Origin of the sequence: Microbacterium sp. F2, assembly GCF_052274505.1 — a bacterium.
In the GTDB taxonomy this organism is placed as follows: Bacteria; Actinomycetota; Actinomycetes; order Actinomycetales; family Microbacteriaceae; genus Microbacterium.
In genome coordinates this window covers 391,236-407,743 of sequence record NZ_JBNVBV010000001.1, presented here as the reverse complement: position 1 = coordinate 407,743, position 16,508 = coordinate 391,236, and the positions used below count along the sequence as shown (strand labels likewise).

General features: G+C 67.3%; 19 protein-coding genes and 1 other RNA gene. 9 read left to right on the top strand and 11 right to left on the bottom strand.

Translation table 11 applies throughout. The features are described from left to right. The first annotated feature begins 72 nt into the window (after positions 1 to 72). From ACQVDU_RS02005 to ACQVDU_RS01995, 3 genes are read left to right on the top strand one after another with little or no spacing between them, the layout of a single operon-like run. Entirely contained in the window at positions 73 to 1,866 is a 1,794-nt protein-coding gene (locus ACQVDU_RS02005) for a TIGR03767 family metallophosphoesterase (RefSeq protein ID WP_443476159.1), read from the top strand. Further along, the gene (locus ACQVDU_RS02000) at positions 1,863 to 2,213 is read left to right on the top strand and encodes a hypothetical protein (protein WP_443476158.1); all 351 of its coding nucleotides are present in this window, start codon (positions 1,863 to 1,865) and stop codon (positions 2,211 to 2,213) included. Before ACQVDU_RS02005 ends, ACQVDU_RS02000 begins: the two co-directional genes overlap by 4 nt. After that, positions 2,210 to 2,791 (top strand): hypothetical protein, encoded by a 582-nt coding sequence (locus ACQVDU_RS01995; RefSeq protein WP_443476157.1) that lies wholly within the window; start codon positions 2,210 to 2,212, stop codon positions 2,789 to 2,791. The genes ACQVDU_RS02000 and ACQVDU_RS01995 overlap by 4 nt, the downstream gene beginning before the upstream one ends. Before the next feature lies 1 nt (position 2,792). On the opposite strand, the gene ACQVDU_RS01990 is transcribed toward ACQVDU_RS01995, so the two are convergent. Next, a complete protein-coding gene (locus ACQVDU_RS01990; RefSeq protein WP_443476156.1) occupies positions 2,793 to 3,323 on the bottom strand; it encodes a hypothetical protein in 531 nt (176 codons plus the stop codon). Positions 3,324 to 3,379: 56 nt separating this feature from the next. Here ACQVDU_RS01990 and ACQVDU_RS01985 point away from each other — a divergent pair, with 56 nt between their 5' ends. Beyond that, complete coding sequence (locus ACQVDU_RS01985) at positions 3,380 to 5,074, top strand: ABC1 kinase family protein (protein ID WP_443476155.1); 1,695 nt, start codon at positions 3,380 to 3,382, stop codon at positions 5,072 to 5,074. Positions 5,075 to 5,116: 42 nt separating this feature from the next. After that, positions 5,117 to 6,439 carry a flavin monoamine oxidase family protein gene (locus ACQVDU_RS01980; protein ID WP_443476154.1) on the top strand — a complete coding sequence of 441 codons (1,323 nt, stop codon included), beginning with the start codon at positions 5,117 to 5,119 and terminating at the stop codon, positions 6,437 to 6,439. 15 nt (positions 6,440 to 6,454) lie between these two features. On the opposite strand, the gene ACQVDU_RS01975 is transcribed toward ACQVDU_RS01980, so the two are convergent. From ACQVDU_RS01975 to ssrA, 3 genes are all read right to left on the bottom strand, one after another. Then, a complete protein-coding gene (locus tag ACQVDU_RS01975; RefSeq protein WP_443476153.1) occupies positions 6,455 to 6,796 on the bottom strand; it encodes a YciI family protein in 342 nt (113 codons plus the stop codon). A 60-nt stretch (positions 6,797 to 6,856) separates the two neighbouring features. Next, entirely contained in the window at positions 6,857 to 7,699 is an 843-nt protein-coding gene (locus ACQVDU_RS01970; RefSeq protein WP_443476152.1) for a sulfurtransferase, read from the bottom strand. Between the two features lie 118 nt (positions 7,700 to 7,817). Further along, positions 7,818 to 8,188, bottom strand: a transfer-messenger RNA (tmRNA) gene (gene ssrA, locus ACQVDU_RS01965). Positions 8,189 to 8,332: 144 nt separating this feature from the next. Between ssrA and ACQVDU_RS01960 the strand changes: the two genes are divergently transcribed. After that, the gene (locus tag ACQVDU_RS01960; RefSeq protein WP_443476151.1) at positions 8,333 to 8,998 is read left to right on the top strand and encodes an SIMPL domain-containing protein; all 666 of its coding nucleotides are present in this window, start codon (positions 8,333 to 8,335) and stop codon (positions 8,996 to 8,998) included. Positions 8,999 to 9,008: 10 nt separating this feature from the next. Here ACQVDU_RS01960 and smpB read toward each other — a convergent pair whose 3' ends face one another. The 5 genes from smpB to prfB all read right to left on the bottom strand — a co-directional run bounded on the left by smpB (position 9,009) and on the right by prfB (position 13,209). After that, positions 9,009 to 9,485: an SsrA-binding protein SmpB gene (gene smpB / locus ACQVDU_RS01955; protein WP_300591267.1), complete on the bottom strand. Its 477-nt coding sequence runs from the start codon at positions 9,483 to 9,485 to the stop codon at positions 9,009 to 9,011. A 62-nt stretch (positions 9,486 to 9,547) separates the two neighbouring features. Continuing rightward, entirely contained in the window at positions 9,548 to 9,880 is a 333-nt protein-coding gene (locus ACQVDU_RS01950; protein WP_300591268.1) for a hypothetical protein, read from the bottom strand. Between the two features lie 24 nt (positions 9,881 to 9,904). Beyond that, positions 9,905 to 10,819: a permease-like cell division protein FtsX gene (gene ftsX, locus ACQVDU_RS01945; protein WP_292708647.1), complete on the bottom strand. Its 915-nt coding sequence runs from the start codon at positions 10,817 to 10,819 to the stop codon at positions 9,905 to 9,907. After that, the gene (gene ftsE / locus ACQVDU_RS01940; protein ID WP_363499007.1) at positions 10,816 to 11,985 is read right to left on the bottom strand and encodes a cell division ATP-binding protein FtsE; all 1,170 of its coding nucleotides are present in this window, start codon (positions 11,983 to 11,985) and stop codon (positions 10,816 to 10,818) included. Before ftsE ends, ftsX begins: the two co-directional genes overlap by 4 nt. Before the next feature lie 111 nt (positions 11,986 to 12,096). Continuing rightward, entirely contained in the window at positions 12,097 to 13,209 is a 1,113-nt protein-coding gene (gene prfB / locus ACQVDU_RS01935) for a peptide chain release factor 2 (protein ID WP_331791454.1), read from the bottom strand. Positions 13,210 to 13,234: 25 nt separating this feature from the next. Between prfB and ACQVDU_RS01930 the strand changes: the two genes are divergently transcribed. After that, the gene (locus ACQVDU_RS01930; protein ID WP_443476385.1) at positions 13,235 to 14,554 is read left to right on the top strand and encodes an MFS transporter; all 1,320 of its coding nucleotides are present in this window, start codon (positions 13,235 to 13,237) and stop codon (positions 14,552 to 14,554) included. 5 nt (positions 14,555 to 14,559) lie between these two features. Here the strand turns inward: ACQVDU_RS01930 and ACQVDU_RS01925 are convergent, their stop codons facing one another. After that, complete coding sequence (locus tag ACQVDU_RS01925) at positions 14,560 to 14,928, bottom strand: rhodanese-like domain-containing protein (RefSeq protein ID WP_300594740.1); 369 nt, start codon at positions 14,926 to 14,928, stop codon at positions 14,560 to 14,562. A gap of 92 nt (positions 14,929 to 15,020) precedes the next feature. On the opposite strand from ACQVDU_RS01925, the gene ACQVDU_RS01920 reads away from it, so the two are divergent. After that, positions 15,021 to 15,407 carry a thioredoxin family protein gene (locus ACQVDU_RS01920; RefSeq protein WP_443476150.1) on the top strand — a complete coding sequence of 129 codons (387 nt, stop codon included), beginning with the start codon at positions 15,021 to 15,023 and terminating at the stop codon, positions 15,405 to 15,407. After that, entirely contained in the window at positions 15,404 to 15,667 is a 264-nt protein-coding gene (locus ACQVDU_RS01915) for a hypothetical protein (protein ID WP_443476149.1), read from the top strand. Before ACQVDU_RS01920 ends, ACQVDU_RS01915 begins: the two co-directional genes overlap by 4 nt. A 17-nt stretch (positions 15,668 to 15,684) precedes the next feature. On the opposite strand, the gene ACQVDU_RS01910 is transcribed toward ACQVDU_RS01915, so the two are convergent. Further along, the gene (locus ACQVDU_RS01910) at positions 15,685 to 16,416 is read right to left on the bottom strand and encodes an alpha/beta fold hydrolase (protein ID WP_443476148.1); all 732 of its coding nucleotides are present in this window, start codon (positions 16,414 to 16,416) and stop codon (positions 15,685 to 15,687) included. Positions 16,417 to 16,508: the final 92 nt, after the last annotated feature.

The following is a 16,508-nucleotide window of genomic DNA, read 5'->3' as shown; positions in this document are numbered from 1 at the left end:
TCGCTCCGGTTGAGGCGCGCGCCGTTCCGATAAAGTCAGAGCACTGTCGCCTGACCCGAACGGACGGCATCGATGCCCGGACTGTCCCGCCGCCACTTCCTTACCGGCGTTGCAGCGCTCGCTGCCGCCACCGGACTGAACGTCGACGTGCTCGGACGCGGTCTTGCGGCGCGCGCGCAGACCACCGCACAGACCGCTGCCGGCATCCCGACGACCCTGCAGCAGACGATCCTGCAGGGCAGCGTCATCCAGGGGTCCTACCGGGGACTCGTGACCGGGCCGGGCGAGCCGTACATCCCTCGTCTCGACATCCTGCGTGCCGCGCCCGCGGGCGCGCGCACGACGGCACGACGCTCGCTGCTGTACCTCGGGCACCTCTCCGACCTGCACGTCATCGACGCACAGTCCCCCGGGCGCATCGAACCGATGATCATGCAAGACCACTCGGCGTGGGGCTCGGCCTTTCACCCGCAAGACCCCCTGAGCCCGCACGCGACAGCAGCGATGGTCCAGGCGTTCTCGGATGCCCGGTACAGCCCCCTCACGGGCGCGCCCATGAGTGCGGCGATCGTCACGGGCGACTCCGCCGACATGCACTCTCACATGGAGCTGCGGTGGTACATCGATCTCATGGATGGACTGAGCGTGGATCCCGCCTACGCCGGTCCCTCCTACCAGGGGGTGCAGGCCTGGGCGGAAGCCGTGTGGGCCTACCGTCCCGGCGATCCCGCGGGCGGCGCGTTCGGGGACTACGGCTTCCCGCAGCTTCCTCGTTTGCTCGCCCAATCCCTCGCGGCACCGGTGGCCTCACCAGGGCTTCCCGCCCCCTGGTACGCGGTGTACGGCAACCACGACACGCTGCTGCTAGGCACGTTCGACATGAGCCCCAGCATGCACGCCCTGGCTGTGGGCGGACAGAAGTCCTACACCCTGGAGGGGACGGCGGGGTCGGCGCTGGCGGGATGGGCGGCGAGCACCGGCATCCTTCAGCAAGCGGCGGATGCTCTGAGCCTCGCGTGGGGTCGGCCCGGCTTCAAAGGGGTGCCCGCGAGCGCCGAGCGCTACCTCTTCGAGCAGCGCGAGTTCATGGCTGAGCACTTCAGGACGGAGCTTTCTCCCGGTCCCGTGGGGCACGGCTTCACCCAGCACAACCTCGAATCCGGCGAGACCTGGTGGTCTGCCGACCTCTCGCCTCACGTGCGCGGCTTCGGCCTCGACACCTGCAACCAGGTCGCCGGACCCGACGGCGGTGTGCCCGAGGTCCAGTTCCGCTGGCTCGAGGCGCAGCTGCAGCAGGCACAGGCCGAGAACAAGCTCGCGCTCATCTTCAGTCACCACAACAGCCTCACGCTCGAGAACAAGGCGCAGCGCTTCGACGACACACAGAAGCTCTACGGCGCCGAGGAGTTCATCGCGATGGTGCTGAAGTATCCCGTCGCGATCGCGTGGCTCAACGGCCACACCCACCTGAACCAGATCCTCGCCCACAGCGACGGCGAGCGCGGCTTCTGGGAGATCACCACGGCCTCGTGCATCGACTTCCCGCAACAGCACCAGGTGGTCGAGATCGTCGACAACCGCGACGGCACCCTGTCGCTGTTCACCACGGTGCTCGATCACGCCTCCCCCGCTGTTCCCGGTTCCAGCGGCAGCGTCGCCGACCTCGCCTCACGCTCGCGCGAGTTCGCCGCGAATGACTGGGCAGAAAGCCCGATGATGCGCCGCGGATCGCCGCTGGATCGCAACACCGAGCTGCTGCTGAAGGCCCCGTTCGATCTGTCACGAATCACGGATGCCGCGCTCGAGAAGCAGCATCTAGGCGAGAACGCTCGGATCCTGGCGTATGAGACGGAGCGTGGACTGTGAAGCGGCGATTGATCACGGCATCCGTGCTCGCGGCGAGCATGGTGGCGGTGGCGGGATGCTCGCAGGTCGAGGCGCTGGCTCCCGTCGGCGGCAACCACATGACCGAGATCCGGTACGCCGCGATCGACATCCTGCTCGCGAAAAATATCGACGTGCTGGTCGCGCCGGTGTGTGAGCAGGACGGTGAGGCGGTGTCGTGCACGGGTGAGACCGCGGACGGCCAGGCAATCACCGTCACCTCTCCCGCCGATGCGACCGACACGGTCGTGGTTACCGTGGGCGACGAGACCGTCTACAGCGGCAAGTACTGGGACATCCTGGATGACGCGGTGCGAGGTGACCTATGAGCACCTGGATGCTGCTCGGACGAACCTGGCGGGTATGGGTGCCAGTGACCCTACTGAACACCGCGGTGCAGGCGCTGCTCGTGGTGCCGTTCGCCACGCCCGCGGCATCCGTCGTCTTCGTGCTGCTCGCGCTCGCTTCGCTTGCCGGTGTCGTGGCGAGCATTGCGCTGGTTGCCGCGGGGTTCCGGTCGGCGCTCGGCGGCGGCGGGCGGTGGCCGAGCTGGGGCGAATGGCTTGCGGTGCTGCTGCTCACGGTTGCCGTCTCGGCGAGCGCTCTGGTCGCCGCATGGCTCGTGATTCCCGCAGTCGCGGTCGCTGGCATCATGCTGCCCGCCGTCTTCGGGGTTCCGCAGCGCACCGCCTGGGGCTTCGGCTTGTTCGCACGTGCACCGTTGCGCGGCATCCTGCTCACGCTCATGACGGTGGCCCTTGCGGCGCTGCTGTGGTTCGCAGCGCTCATGTTCGGCTTCTTCGTCACCGGCTGGGTCGGTGCAGCGCTGACGTGGCTGGTCTTCGGCCTGGTCGGCGCGTTCATCATTGCAACGTGGTTCGCCACGCCGCGCCGCGACCGCGCGTGATTTAGCCCCTAACGGATGCCTGCATCGGCGTGATCGAGAGATCGACCGACCCGAACGGGAAGGGGAAGACGAACTCCCACGGGCCGTCCGGGCTCCAGTCGCGAATGGGGAGAAGTCCGAACCAGGCGAGCGAAACGACCAGCGACACCGCCGTGATAGCGAGGATCACAATGGTCGCGCGGTCAAGGATCCGCAGCGCCGCCGGAACCGTCTGTGCTCGTCGAATCACGAGAGTGAGCGCGACGATGAAGGTGAGGACGGCGGCGATGATCACGACCGGGCTCGGTTCGAGCGTCAGCGAGAGGCACTGCGGCACCGTGTCGGTCGGATCGCCGTTCGCGTCGATGTAGCCACCGTCCGCACCGACTCCGCCCACGCACGTTCCTGCGCTGCCTCGCGTGAAGGTCACGTAAGCGAGGAGCGCGAGGGCCGTCACCGTCGCAACGCGACGGATGGCAGCGACGATTTCGACACCGGGTAGCACCGAGCTTCCGGTGACGGATGCCTGGGTGTCGGCATCCACGTGAGTCATCGCCCCACCGTAACCCGGATGACCCGGGGCACCGCAAGACACGGAAGAATCGAACCGTGAGCTCGTCGCTGTTTGCGCCACCTCGGTTTTCCGACCTCGCCGCTGCGGCAGCGGGTGAGAAGCCCCTGACCTGGCGACAGCGTCGTGCCCGGTTCCGGCAGATCTGGGGGCTCGCTCGGCGCCACGGCCTCCTCCCCTTCCGCAAGCTCGACTTCAGCTACGACCCGGCGACTGCCGGTCTTCGCGCGCGCCAGGCACGGGGCCTGCGCGAAGCGCTCGAAGAAGCAGGTGGCGGCTTCATCAAGGCCGGGCAGCTCCTGTCCACCCGCGACGACATCCTGCCGACCGAATGGGTTCGCGAGCTCTCGCGCCTGCAGAAGGAAGTCAACCCCGCTCCGGCCGCGCAAATTGAAGAACTCCTCGAGCGCGAACTCGGCGAGCGTCGCAGGCGCTTCGCGACCTTCGATGTGGAGCCGCTGGCTGCGGCATCCATCGCCCAGGTCCACCGCGCGACGCTGGATGACGGCACCGTCGTGGCTGTGAAGGTGCAGCGTCCCGGCATCCGTGCCCTGCTGGACTGCGATATCGACATCATGCTGCGGCTGGCCGGCTGGGCGACGCGTCGCATCAAGCAGGCCCGCCAGTTCGGTGCGCTCGATATCGCGAAGCAGTACGCGCAGGATCTGCGCAACCAGGCCGACTTCGCGCGTGAGGCAAGCAACCTCGAGAGTCTCGCCCAGTCGGCTCGGTCGGCTCGTGATGAGGTCCGCATCCCGCGGTTCTTCCCCGATCTCTCCACCGACCGTGTCCTCACGATGGAGTTCGTCGAGGGCGAGACGATCACGGCGCTGCGGCGTGAGGGGCACACGGACGAGATCGAGGATGCCCTGCGCACGGTTCTGCGCAGCTTCTTGCGCCAGCTCGTGATCGACGGGGTATTTCACGCCGACCTGCATCCGGGAAACGTCATCATCGACCCCGACGGCACGCCGAGCCTCATCGACTTCGGTTCGGTCGGGCGTCTCGACCGGGATCTGCGCCAGACAGTGCAAGACCTTGCAATCGCGTTCCTGCAGGGCGACACCCGACGCGTTGCGGATGCCGCGCTGGCGATCATGCCGCTGGCCAACCCCGCCGATGAGCCGGCGTTCCGGCGTGCGCTGGCGGAGTTCGTCACCCACGATCTCGGCAGCGGGTCCCGGGTCACCTTGCATACGATCGACAACGCCAGCGACCTGTTCACGCGCTACGGCACCGCGCTTCCCCCCGACCTGGTCGCAGCCGGCCGCGCTTTCGCGATCCTTGAGGGGACGCTCCGAACCGCGGCACCGACGATGGATGTCATCGGCGAGTCCCGGGATGCCGCGCAGGCGCTCATTCTGTCGCAGTTGCGGCCGCGGGCGCTCGCCGGAGCGATCGGCCGCTCTGCGCTCGGCGCCTTCCCGCGCTTCCGGCGGCTTCCCGATCGGATCGAGACCATCGTCGGTGATCTTGCCGACGGCAAACTCACCGTCAAGATCCGCCTCTTCGCCGACGATCGCGATCGCCGAGTCGTCACGGGCGTCATCCGTCGCGTGTCGACCGTGATCCTCGGCGGGATGCTGACCGTCGCGTCGTTCGTGATGTTCGTGCTTCCGCCGTTCGAGGGGGGATCGCTCTCCCCCGTTGCCGCCGGTGTCGCGCTGGCGCTCGGGGCCGCGGCCTCCTTCGTCACGGCGACCGTGGACGCTCTGCTCGGACGCCGCCCCTGACACCTGCTGCCCGTGAGCACCCGAACAGTGCAGAATCAGGGCATGGAACGCTTTGACACCGTCGTCATCGGCGCCGGGATTGCGGGGCTCACCGCCGCACGATTGCTCGCTGCCTCTGGCCGCAACGTCGTCATCCTTGAGGCGAGGGACCGCGTCGGCGGTCGCGTGCAGACCGATCGCACAGATGGTGAGGTGACTGATCTCGGCGCCTCCTGGATCCACGGCGTCACCGACAGCCCCGTCGCCGCTGCGGCCGAGGCGTTCGGGATGCGCACGGTGGAGTTCACCGTCGGCGGTTACCAGCCCGACAGCCGACCGATTGCCTACTACGGCCCGGACGGCGTGCGACTCTCGGATGCTGAGGCCCGCGCCTTCGCGGACGACGTACACACAGTCGACGCGGCGTTGCTCGCGGTGATTGCGGCATCCGCGCCCGACGCCTCGTACCGCGACGTCACCGAGCAAGCACTCAACGACCAAGGCTGGGATGCCGAGCGGACCCAGCGGGTGCGGGAATACCTGGAGCACCGGGCCGAGGAGCAGTACGGCGCCTGGATCGAGGATCTCGCAGCCCACGGCCTCGACGACGACGCGATCGAGGGCGACGAGGTCGTCTTCCCGGACGGCTACGACGTGCTCGCGACGCGGCTGGCCGACGGGCTCGACATCCGTCTCGAACACGTTGTCACGAGCGTCGACTGGTCGGATGACGGGGTCGTGGTGTCGACGTCGAACGGCTTGTTCGGCGGCGACTCCGCTGTGGTCACGGTTCCTGTGGGGGTCTTGCGGTCGGACGAGTTCGTCATCAGCCCCCCGCTTCCCGAGCCCGTCGCGGGCGCACTGTCACGCCTGACGATGAACGCGTTCGAGAAGGTGTTCCTTCGCTTCCCGACGAAGTTCTGGGACGAGGGTGTGTACGCCATCCGCCAGCAGGGCCCGGAGAGCCGGGCCTGGCACTCCTGGTACGACCTGACCGCGCTCCACGGGACGCCGACGCTGCTGACCTTCGCAGCCGGCCCCACGGCGCGCGAGGTCGCCGGGTGGGATGCCGAGCGCATCGTCGCCGACATCTTGACGCAGCTTCGCCGGCTGTATGGCGATCGCGTCGTCGAGCCCACCAGCGTCGCGATCACGTCCTGGCACGACGATCCGTTCGCGCGCGGATCGTACGCCTACATGACGCTCGGTTCGACCACCGCCGACCACGACGACCTCGCAACGCCGATCGGCGGCGTGCTGCACCTGGCGGGCGAGGCGACCTGGACCGACGATCCAGCAACGGTTCCGGCGGCAATGTTCTCGGGCCACCGCGCAGCCGAGCGGATTGCGGGTCACGATATCGCGATCGAGACGCTCTGGCGCTGACGTACCCGCGGGGCCCTAGGACTCCGGGTCGTACTGGAACTCGCGCACTTCCTGCGGGCAGCGGCATGCGACCGCGATCTTCGCGGCCCACTCGTACGCCTCGGCGGCCGTCGGCACCTCGATGATCGTGTATCCGCCGAACATGTCACCGGTGCTCGGATACGTGCTCTCGGTCACCACGCCCTCGCCGTCGACGGTCACGGGCGCGACGCTCTCATTGATACCACCGCCAAAGACGTACACTCCTGCCGCCTTCGCGTCGCGAATCACCGCATGCGCAGCTTCCCCCACGGCTTCCCACTCGTCGTCAGGCACCACCATAGCGGAGCTTGGGAACGAGATCATGAACTTCGCCATAGGGGCAGTGTGACACCGGGTGTGATCGCGATCGAGCCCCTTCGCTGCCGTGCGTGCGCCTCAGGCTCCCGGCTCGGCACCTGTCGCAATGGGGCGACCGGCCGTGTTTGACCACTGGCTCCATGAGCCGGGATAGACGACGACCTCCACACCGGCAGCCGCCCCGGCAAGCGCCGTGTGCGCGGCGGTCAGGCCCGAGCCGCAATAGGCAGCGACCGGGGTGAGGTCGTTCACCCCGACACTCTCGAACGCTGCGCGAATCACCGCGGGCGACGCGAAGTTCGCTCCCTCGAGCACCGCATCGGCGGGCAGGTTCAGCGCGCCGGGGATGTGCCCGGCAACAGGATCAAGCGGCTCGACCTCTCCGCGGTAACGCTCGGGTGCACGCGCGTCGAGCAGCACCCCGTGCTGCGGCCAGGCTGCAGCCTCGTCAATCGAGATGCCCGCATCGACACCGTTGAACACGATCGATCCTGGTTCGGGCGACACCTCACCCGTCTCGAGCGGGAATCCTGCCGCCCGCCACGCCGACAGGCCGCCGTCGAGGACCCGGATGTCGGCGACATCGGCGCCGCGAAGCAGCCACCACGCGCGTGCCGCCGAGACCGAGCGGAAGTCATCGTAGACGACCACCGACTCGCCCGCGTGCAGACCCCAGCGGCGGGCAGCATCCTGCAGCGTCTCTCGCGACGGGAGCGGGTGCCGACCCTCAGACGGCGCACCGTGCGTCGCAAGTTCTGTGTCCATGTCGACGTACACGGCACCGGGGAGGTGCCCCGCGCGGTAGTCGTCGCGGCCGTCCGGCTTGTCGAGGCGATAGCGAACGTCGAGAAGACGGATGCCGGCCCCCGCCTCGAGCAGATCGTGAAGTTCGTGGGCCGAGATGAGCGGAGAGCCGGGCATATCAGCATCCTCGCACGCGGGGGAAAACGAAGAGACTCCCGGATCGGCCCAAATCGCGCGGTCCAGGAGGCTCCCTCCGACAGTGTGACAGCGGCTTCGGCATCCGATGATGGTGCCGTGGTGGAGATGGGGGGAATCGAACCCCCGTCCATCGCTGGGTCATCGCGCCTTCTCCGGGCGCATTCTGTGAAAGCGTTCTGCTCGGCTCCGACCTTTGTCACAGACACCTAAGTCGACAAGCCCAGCCTGGGAGAAGTCCCGCGTGACGTCCAGACGCCGTCACGCAGCAAGATCCCTTAGATGACGCTAGGAACCGTAGCGGGATCGCCTACGGACTAACGGACTCGGGCTCGCTGCTCAGGCAGCGAGGGCGAAGTCAGACTGCTTCTTATTGGCAGTTATTTTTTGCAGGGGGCGTTTACGAGATAACCCCGCATCCTCGGCCCGCTTCTCGCGAATTCGCAGACGATGTCGAAACCGATCATCCCCGTGAGTCCTTCTTGCGAAGGGCCGCTGTCACACTGTGGAGTTTCGAAGGTTCAGGATGCGAAAGCACCCGAGCATTACAGGATACAACGGATGCTGCATCCTGCGCATTCCCGGCGCTCAGTCGCACGACGTAGAGTCACACTCATGCGCGATGTCATCATCACCGTCCGCGGCGACCACCAGACCCGGGTTGCCCCCGAAGAGGCCGTGGCGCGGCTCACGATCAGAACCGAGGGTGGGGAACGCACCGACGTCATGGGCAGAGCGACGGATGCCGCGAGCATGCTTCGCGCCGCGCTTACCGCCCGCCAGGACGCGGGCGAGATCCGCGAGTGGTCCACCGGTCGGCTCGCCGTCCGCTCCGAGCGCCCGTGGAACTCCGAGGGCAAGCAATTGCCGCTCGTGCACCACGCGTCGCTGGACGTGTCGGCGACGTTCGCCAACCTCGACGCGCTCTCGGGATGGCTGGGTGAGATCGCCGAGCTCGACGCGATCCAGGTCGATGGGGTGCAGTGGATGCTCACCGACGCGACCCGCGCGGCTGTCGAGGCGGATGTCGCAGCCCAGGCGGTCCGGATCGCGATGACCCGCGCGACCGCCTACGCTGCGGCCCTCGGACTCGCTGAAGTCACCGCCGTCGAGGTGGCCGACGTGGGCCTGCTCGGAGGCGGAGCCGCGGGTGCAGCACCCGGCCCGTCTCCCCGAATGATGATGGCGGCAAGCTCGATGGACGCGGGCGCCCCTCTGGAACTACAGCCCGCCGAGATCGTGGTCAGCTCGGCCGTCGAGGCACGCTTCAGCGCCCACTGACGGACGCCGGCTACTCCCCCAGGCGGTTCTTGGTGCGCATGGCGCGTTCGGCCTCGCGCTTGTCCTGGCGCTCGCGCAGCGTCTGACGCTTGTCGTACTCGGCCTTACCCTTGGCCACCGCGATCTCGACCTTGGCGCGCCCGTCCGAGAAGTAGAGCTTCATCGGGATGAGGGTGTAGCCGCCAGCCGAGACGGCATGACTGAGCTTGATGATCTCGTCCTTGTGCAGCAGAAGCTTGCGCACCCGCTTGGCCGCGTGATTGGTCCAGTGCCCCTGCGAGTACTCGGGGATATGCACGGCATCCAGAAACGCCTGACCGCCATCGATGTAGGCGTATCCGTCGCTCAGGTTCGCACGTCCCTGGCGCAGCGACTTCACCTCGGTGCCGGTGAGCACCAAGCCTGCCTCGTACGTCTTCTCGATGGAGTACTCGTGGCGCGCACGACGATTGGTCGCGATGACTTTCTCTCCGCGTTCGCGTGGCATGGCTCCTCCTTTCGACGCAGCCCACCAGTGTACCAAGCGCTGGCTGCGCGGCAGTCGGCGGGTCAGGCCGGCCCGTTGCCGAACTGGATCGCCAACAGTGCGAGGAAGAACCACAGCAGGTAGCCGACAACGCCGGCGAAGATCGTCACGGCAGCCACCGTGTAACCCCAGCCGATCTGCCGGGCTCGCAGGAGGCGACGGATGACAAGCACGGCGAACACCGTCGTCGCGAGCACCGGAAGCCCGAACACTGCTACCGAGATCAGCGGGCCACCGAGACTTGCCGCAGCGGCCACCGCGAACAGCAGCAGAGGGCCGAGCCCGAGGATGATGCCCGCAATCCCCCAAGCCGGCGCGGACCCCACCGGCTGTGGTGCTCGCGGATCCTGCGCCATCGCTGTTCTCCTCGCTCCCGCCGACTAGGCCCGAAGCCAGCGCCGGATCGCGAAGCCCGCCGAGAGCGCGGCGAGCACGATGCCGATCCCGATGAGGACGGGAATGACCACCAGCACATCGGCGGTATCGACCCAGGTCGCCACGAACGGGATGCGTGAACGCAGGTAGTCCTGCACACCGAACTGCACTCCGGCTACGACGGCGACGCTCGCCAGTACCGAGCCGATGAGCGCAGCGAACACACCCTCGAGGATGAAGGGCGTTTGGATGAACCGATTGGATGCTCCGACGAGCCGCATGATGCCGAGTTCGCGTCTTCGCGCATACGCCGACAAGCGGATCGTCGTCGAGATGAGCAACACGGCCGCGATGAGCATGAGCCCCGCGATCCCGACGGCGACGTATGTCGCGACGGTCAGCGCAGAGAACAACGGCTCGAGGTATTGCAGCTGGTCCTTGACCTCTTCCACCCCGTCCGATCCCGAGAACGCCTCGGAGATCACTGCTGACTTGGTCGGGTCTGCGAGCGTGATTCGGAACTGCGCACCGATCTGGTCGGCGGTGAGGATGCCGTTGTACTCCTCTCCGAGCAGATCGATCGCATCCTGGTAGGCCTGCTCGGCGCTATCGAACTGCAGGTCACTGATCAGCGGAGCAAGCGAATCCGAATCGAGTTTGGCTCGGACGCCGTCGATCTGCTCCTGCGTCGCGACTCCGTTTGCGCAGGTGGGAACCTGCGACAGGGAGCTGCACATGTAGATCTGCACCTGGGCACGATCGGCCCAGAAGGTGCGCATCGTGCCGATCTGCAGCTGCATGAGCATCGCAGCGCCGACGAAGGTCAGAGAAACAAAGGTCACCAAGACGACGGAGATCACCATCGACGCATTGCGGCGCAGGCCGCTCAGCGCCTCACCGAAGACGAGCCCGGCCCTCATGAGGTGGGCCCGACTTCATCATCGCCGTGCTCGCCGGCCAACCCCAGCCGCTCTGCCAGCCCCAGCTCTTCGACCTCGACTTCGGGGATGTCGATGACAGGCACAGGCTGCGTCGTGGGTCGCGGAGCTGCTGCGGACTGCGCCGCGGAGACCTGCCATTCGGGCGGCACCGACGGTGCATTCGGCGCGGATGCGGGTCGCTCTTCGGGCGAAGGTGCCGGAGCCGCCTCCACCGGAGCCTCTGCAACGGCCGGGGCCGGCACATCGGGGTCGACGGGAGCCGGGCGCACCTCAGCGAGGGCGGAGCCCACAGACGCCGTCGATGGGTCGTCGGCAACATCCACTGCCGCGGCGACGGCGATCTCGGCATCCGTCACTGTCGGCTCGATGCCGACCTCACGCTGCAGTTCGAGGACCGCGGTGAGCGCAGCAGCAGCAGCCGCACCGCGCACCTGCTCGGGCTGAAGCCGCGGCAGACCCGACGTGTCGCCGTAGCCACCGTGGCGCTCGTCACGCATCATCTGGCCGCCGCGCAGCTCGATAACGCGCCGCTTCATCTGATCGACAAAGCCCGCCTCGTGGGTTGCCATCACGATCGTGGTGCCGCCGGCGTTGATCCGCGCGAGCAACTGCATGATGTCGATGGATGTCGCAGGGTCAAGGTTCCCGGTGGGCTCATCGGCCAGCAGCACCTGAGGGCGGTTCACCAGCGCGCGGGCGATCGCGACGCGCTGCTGCTCACCACCCGAGAGTTCGTGCGGCATCCGCTTCTGCTTGTCGGCGAGTCCGACCAGGGCGAGCGCCTCGGGAACCGCCTGCTTGATGAACCCGCGCGAGGAGCCGATGACCTGCAGTGTGAACGCGACGTTCTGAAAGACCGTCTTGTTCGGCAGCAGCCGGAAGTCTTGGAAGACGGCGCCGACGTGGCGGCGGAAGTAGGGCACCTTGCGGTTGGCGAGGGTGCGCAGGTCGCGCCCGAGCACGAGGACGTTGCCAGAGGTGGCGATGTCCTCTCGCAGAATGAGGCGCAGACAGGATGACTTACCCGACCCCGACGCACCCACGAGGAACACGAACTCGCCGCGGAGCACTTCGAAGCTCACCTGGTCGAGGGCGGGTTTCGCGGTGCCCCGGTATCGCTTGGTGACGTTCTCGAACCGGATCATGGCGATCTGAGCCTAAGCGCGCAGGTGATCACCGCCGGGTGCGACACCCGTGGCGGCGCAGTCTTCATCGAGAACGTTCAGGCTCCCCGCCGTCGACGCGGGAGCGAAGCGTCAGTCGTCGTCATCCTTGCGCTTGCGCCAGCGGATGCCTGCGGCAATGAACCCGTCGAGGTCGCCGTCGAACACGACAGCAGGGTTTCCGACCTCGTGACCGGTGCGCAGGTCCTTGACCAGCTGTTGGCCGTACAGGAAGTAGGAACGCATCTGGTCGCCCCAGCTGGCGGTGATGGTGCCTGCCAGTTCCTTCTTCTTGGCCGCTTCTTCTTCACGCTTGAGTAGCAGCAGCCGGGTCTGCAGAACGCGCATGGCGGCGGCGCGGTTCTGGATCTGGCTCTTCTCGTTCTGCATCGACACCACGATCCCGGTGGGGATGTGGGTGATGCGAACGGCGGAGTCTGTCGTGTTGACCGACTGGCCGCCGGGACCGGACGAGCGGAAGACATCGACGCGAATGTCCCCTTCGGGGATGTCGACCTCGACCGCCTCTTCCATGACCGGGATCACCTCGACAGCCGCGAACGAGGTCTGCCGCTTGTCGGCAGCACCGAAGGGGCTGATCCGCGCAAGGCGGTGGGTTCCGGCCTCGACCGAGAGCGTGCCGTAGGCGTAGGGGGCGTCGATCTCGAACGTCGCCGACTTGATGCCGGCACCCTCGGCGTAGGAGGTGTCCATGACCTTCACGGGGTACTTGTGCCGCTCGGCCCACCGCAGGTACATGCGCATGAGCATCTCGGCGAAATCGGTCGCATCGTCGCCCCCGGCGCCCGAGCGGATCGTCACGACCGCGGACCGATCGTCGTACTCCCCGTCAAGCAGGGTCTGCACCTCGAGGTCGCCGATGACCTTCTCGAGCTCGACAAGCTCACGTCGCGCCTCGGCCGCCGACTCCTCGTCTTCCATCTCGTTGGCAAGTTCGACGAGCACTTCGAGGTCATCGAGCCGCTGGGCGACGGCGGTGATGCGAGACATCTCAGCCTGTCGGTGACTCAAGGCGCTCGTGACCTTCTGCGCCTGCTCGGGGTCGTCCCAGAGGTCCGGCGCGCCAGCCTCGTCACTCAGCCGCGCGATCTCTGCGGCGAGCGCATCGACGTCGACGACGGACTGGATGTCGTTGAAAGTGGAGCGCAGGGCCTGGATGTCGGCGGATAGATCGAGTTCGAGCATGACAGTCCAGACTAACGTGGAACCGATGTCCGATCCTCCCGCCCCGATCCGCGCGCGGGATGTGCTGTGGCGATTCGGACCGATGGTCTACCTCCCGACGGTGCTCTTCGCTCTGGGTGAGGGCGCCGTCATCCCCCTCATTCCCGTGATCGCGGCGCAGTTGGGTGCCGATGTCGCAGGGGCAGCGCTCGTGGCCTCGGCCCTCGTGGTGGGCCAACTCGCGGGGAACCTCCCTGCCGGCTGGGCCGTCGCGCGTTTCGGTGAACGCATCACGATGGCGGTTGCCGGCACACTTGCCCTGCTCGGGGTGGCAGGCATGATCGTGGCTCCCGTGCTCGGCGTGTTCGCAGCATCCGTGCTGCTCATCGGGGTGTGCGCCGCTGCCTTCGGACTGGCCCGGCACTCGTTCATGACCACGCGCGTACCGCTGTCGTTCCGTTCCCGCGGGATGTCGCTGCTGGGCGGCACATTCCGGCTGGGCATGTTCGTGGGTCCCTTCGTCGCGGCTGCGCTTCTTGCCGCCTTCGGTGACGAACACGCTGCAATCTGGTTCTTCGGAGTGTGCCTTCTGGCCACCGTCCTGCTCGTCGTCTTCGCGGCAGACCCCGAACAGCTGTTCTCGGCGGTCGAGACGGATGCCGAATCGGATGCGGCTGCGGAGAAGACCCGAGAAGAACTCGATGAAGAGGACACGGGCGAGGCGATCACCGGCAGCATCCGGGTTCCGGGGAGCCGCGAGAGCGTCTTCGCCGTCGCCTGGCGCTACCGGGCCGTCCTGTCACGGCTCGGGGTTGCTGCGGCGTCGCTGGCTGCGGTGCGATCTGCCCGTCAGGTGGTTCTGCCACTGTGGGGCGTGTCGATCGGGCTCGACGCGCAGACCATTGCGCTCGTCGTCGGCGTCTCGGGCGCGATCGATTTCGCCCTCTTCTATGCGAGCGGCCAGGTCATGGACCGCTTCGGACGGCTGTGGGCAGCCCTTCCCGCGATGCTGCTGATGGGCCTCGGATTCCTCGCACTCGCCTTCACGCACGACCTCGACTCGTCGGCGATGTGGTTCGCGATGTTCGCCGCGGTCCTGGGTGTCGGCAATGGGCTGTCCAGCGGCATCCTGCTCACCCTCGGCGCCGACGTCGCCCCGCGCACGGACCCCGCCCCGTTCCTCGGGTCGTGGCGCATGTTCACCGACGCCGGTGGGGCCGCAGCACCGCTGCTCGTCTCGGGGATCGCGGCGGTCTCGACCCTGTCGGTGGCAACCGGCGCGGTCGGTGTACTCGGGCTCCTGGGCGCGGCCGCCTTCGTGCGCTGGGTTCCCCGCTTCGTGCCGCGGTCGGGTCGCGCGGGCTGAGCAGGTCAGTCGGTGACGATCGGGATGCCGGTCGCAGCTGAGGCGTCACTGACGCCGCCGGCATCGGTGACATCCGTGAAGCCGAGGTCAGTCATGATCGCGACGGCCTGTGCCGACCGGTTTCCGGTGCGGCAGTACACGATGTAGGTGCCGTCGAGGGGCTGCTCGGCAATCTCCTGCTCGAACGAACCCGACTGCAGGTTGACGTTGATCGCACCCTCGAGGTGCCCCTCGGCATACTCGTCGGGCGTCCGCACGTCGATGATGACAGCGCCCTCGGGAACCTCGACCGATGGCGTCGCCGAGCAGGCCGCGAGGCTCGTCGCGAGAACGACGGCGGCCAGTGCGGCCACGGCAAGACGGATGCGGCGCATGAGGGGTCCTTACTGAGCAGAGCAGGCAGTTCCCGACACGAACAGTACGGAATCCACCCGAGGGGTATACCCCCTAGGGTATGATACAGATCATGGCAACCCGTGAGATCACCCTCGAGACGATCGAGACGACCATCAATGACTCCGGCATCGTGCTGCTCGACTTTTGGGCAGCGTGGTGCGCGCCGTGCCGCATGTTCGGTCCCGTGTTCGAGAAGTCTTCCGAGGCTCACCCCGAGATCGTGTTCGGCAAGATCGACACCGAGGCCCAGCAACAACTCGCGGCGGGCTTTCGCATCACCTCGATACCGACGCTCATGGCCTTCCGCGACGGCATCCTCGTCTTCTCACAACCCGGCGCCCTCGCGGCACCGCAGCTCGAGCAGGTGATCACCGCGGTCGAAGGCCTCGACATGGATGACGTGCGCCGCCAGATCGCGCAGCAGAACGCGGCCCAGGACGCCACGAGCACCCCGTGAGCCTGCTCCGGGTCTGCACGATCACGCGCGGCGAGCGCATCGCACGGTGGGCGGCGGCCGTCTTTGTCGCAGTCATCGCCGGGAGCGCGGCGACCACGGGTGTCTGGGCTCTGGCTGTTCCCGCGGCTCTTGGCTCACTCGCCCTCGTGGCGATGGCGATCACCGGATGGTGCCCCGGGGTTACGGCAACCGAGTCAGCGGAAGACGGTCCGAACGTCTGGGATGTTCCCGAGGCGCGTCAACGCATAGACCTCGATTGAGGTCTGCCAGCGAAGACTCAGACCGCGCTCAGGGCTCGCGTCGGTGCGCGCAGCACATCCTCGAGAGCGTCGAGCAGCGCCTCGGGCTTCAGAAGCTGCATCTCGTGGCGGCTGAGGAACTCGCGAACGTCCCAGCCGTACCCTTTCAGGCGCTCGAGGTAACGGCTCCGAAGAAGCCGCGACTTGGTCGCCTTCACGATCGTTGACGGCACCGGGGGCGGCGCGGGTTCAACCCGGTGGGCATCCAGCTCTTGCACGACCGACAGCGCCATGAAGCGGTCCCAGCGCCGGGTACTCGCCCGCAGGCGCCGACGCAGCGGCGCCGGTACGGCCGGGTCGACAACGGAGAGCATGCGTGCCACAACCGGGCCCGCCATCCGGTAGGTCAGCAGGCGCCGCCCGGCGACACCCGCATCGACGTCGAGTGCCGGGTCGAGGTAGATCGCACGGTGCGGCTGCAGCCGCTCAGCGGCGTCGGCGAGGGCTCGCCCACCGAGAGAGTGCCCGATCGCAAGGTCTAGGCCTGTCGGCAGCGTCTCGACGAGATCGTGGGTGAAGTCCCGGAGGCGATAGTGCTCCGATCGAGGGCTGGAGCCGTGACCGCGAAGGTCGACGGCGAGCACCCGCATCCCGTGTCTGCGCGAGAGTCGCTCGGCGAAATCCTGCCAGAGCAGGCCCGATCCGCTGATGCCGTGAACGATGGCGGCCGTACGGTCGCCGCTGCCGAACTCGTGTACTGCCAAACGCACTCTTCGACGGTACGTCCGGCAGTTATGAGAAGGCTCGGAGACCACCCGTGAGAATGCTGGGCGTTGCACCCGGAGTGCGCGACAGATGGCAC

Coding starts and splice junctions, on each gene's coding strand:
- ACQVDU_RS01980 (WP_443476154.1), top strand. CDS start 5,117: ATGGAACGCTTTGACACCGTCGTCATCGGCGCCGGGATTGCGGGGCTC.
- ACQVDU_RS01975 (WP_443476153.1), bottom strand. CDS start 6,796: ATGGCGAAGTTCATGATCTCGTTCCCAAGCTCCGCTATGGTGGTGCCT.
- ACQVDU_RS01990 (WP_443476156.1), bottom strand. CDS start 3,323: ATGACTCACGTGGATGCCGACACCCAGGCATCCGTCACCGGAAGCTCG.
- ftsX (WP_292708647.1), bottom strand. CDS start 10,819: ATGAGGGCCGGGCTCGTCTTCGGTGAGGCGCTGAGCGGCCTGCGCCGC.
- ACQVDU_RS01995 (WP_443476157.1), top strand. CDS start 2,210: ATGAGCACCTGGATGCTGCTCGGACGAACCTGGCGGGTATGGGTGCCA.
- ACQVDU_RS01970 (WP_443476152.1), bottom strand. CDS start 7,699: ATGCCCGGCTCTCCGCTCATCTCGGCCCACGAACTTCACGATCTGCTC.
- ACQVDU_RS01920 (WP_443476150.1), top strand. CDS start 15,021: ATGGCAACCCGTGAGATCACCCTCGAGACGATCGAGACGACCATCAAT.
- ACQVDU_RS02005 (WP_443476159.1), top strand. CDS start 73: ATGCCCGGACTGTCCCGCCGCCACTTCCTTACCGGCGTTGCAGCGCTC.
- ftsE (WP_363499007.1), bottom strand. CDS start 11,985: ATGATCCGGTTCGAGAACGTCACCAAGCGATACCGGGGCACCGCGAAA.
- ACQVDU_RS01950 (WP_300591268.1), bottom strand. CDS start 9,880: ATGGCGCAGGATCCGCGAGCACCACAGCCGGTGGGGTCCGCGCCGGCT.
- ACQVDU_RS01930 (WP_443476385.1), top strand. CDS start 13,235: ATGTCCGATCCTCCCGCCCCGATCCGCGCGCGGGATGTGCTGTGGCGA.
- ACQVDU_RS01960 (WP_443476151.1), top strand. CDS start 8,333: ATGCGCGATGTCATCATCACCGTCCGCGGCGACCACCAGACCCGGGTT.
- ACQVDU_RS01925 (WP_300594740.1), bottom strand. CDS start 14,928: ATGCGCCGCATCCGTCTTGCCGTGGCCGCACTGGCCGCCGTCGTTCTC.
- prfB (WP_331791454.1), bottom strand. CDS start 13,209: ATGCTCGAACTCGATCTATCCGCCGACATCCAGGCCCTGCGCTCCACT.
- smpB (WP_300591267.1), bottom strand. CDS start 9,485: ATGCCACGCGAACGCGGAGAGAAAGTCATCGCGACCAATCGTCGTGCG.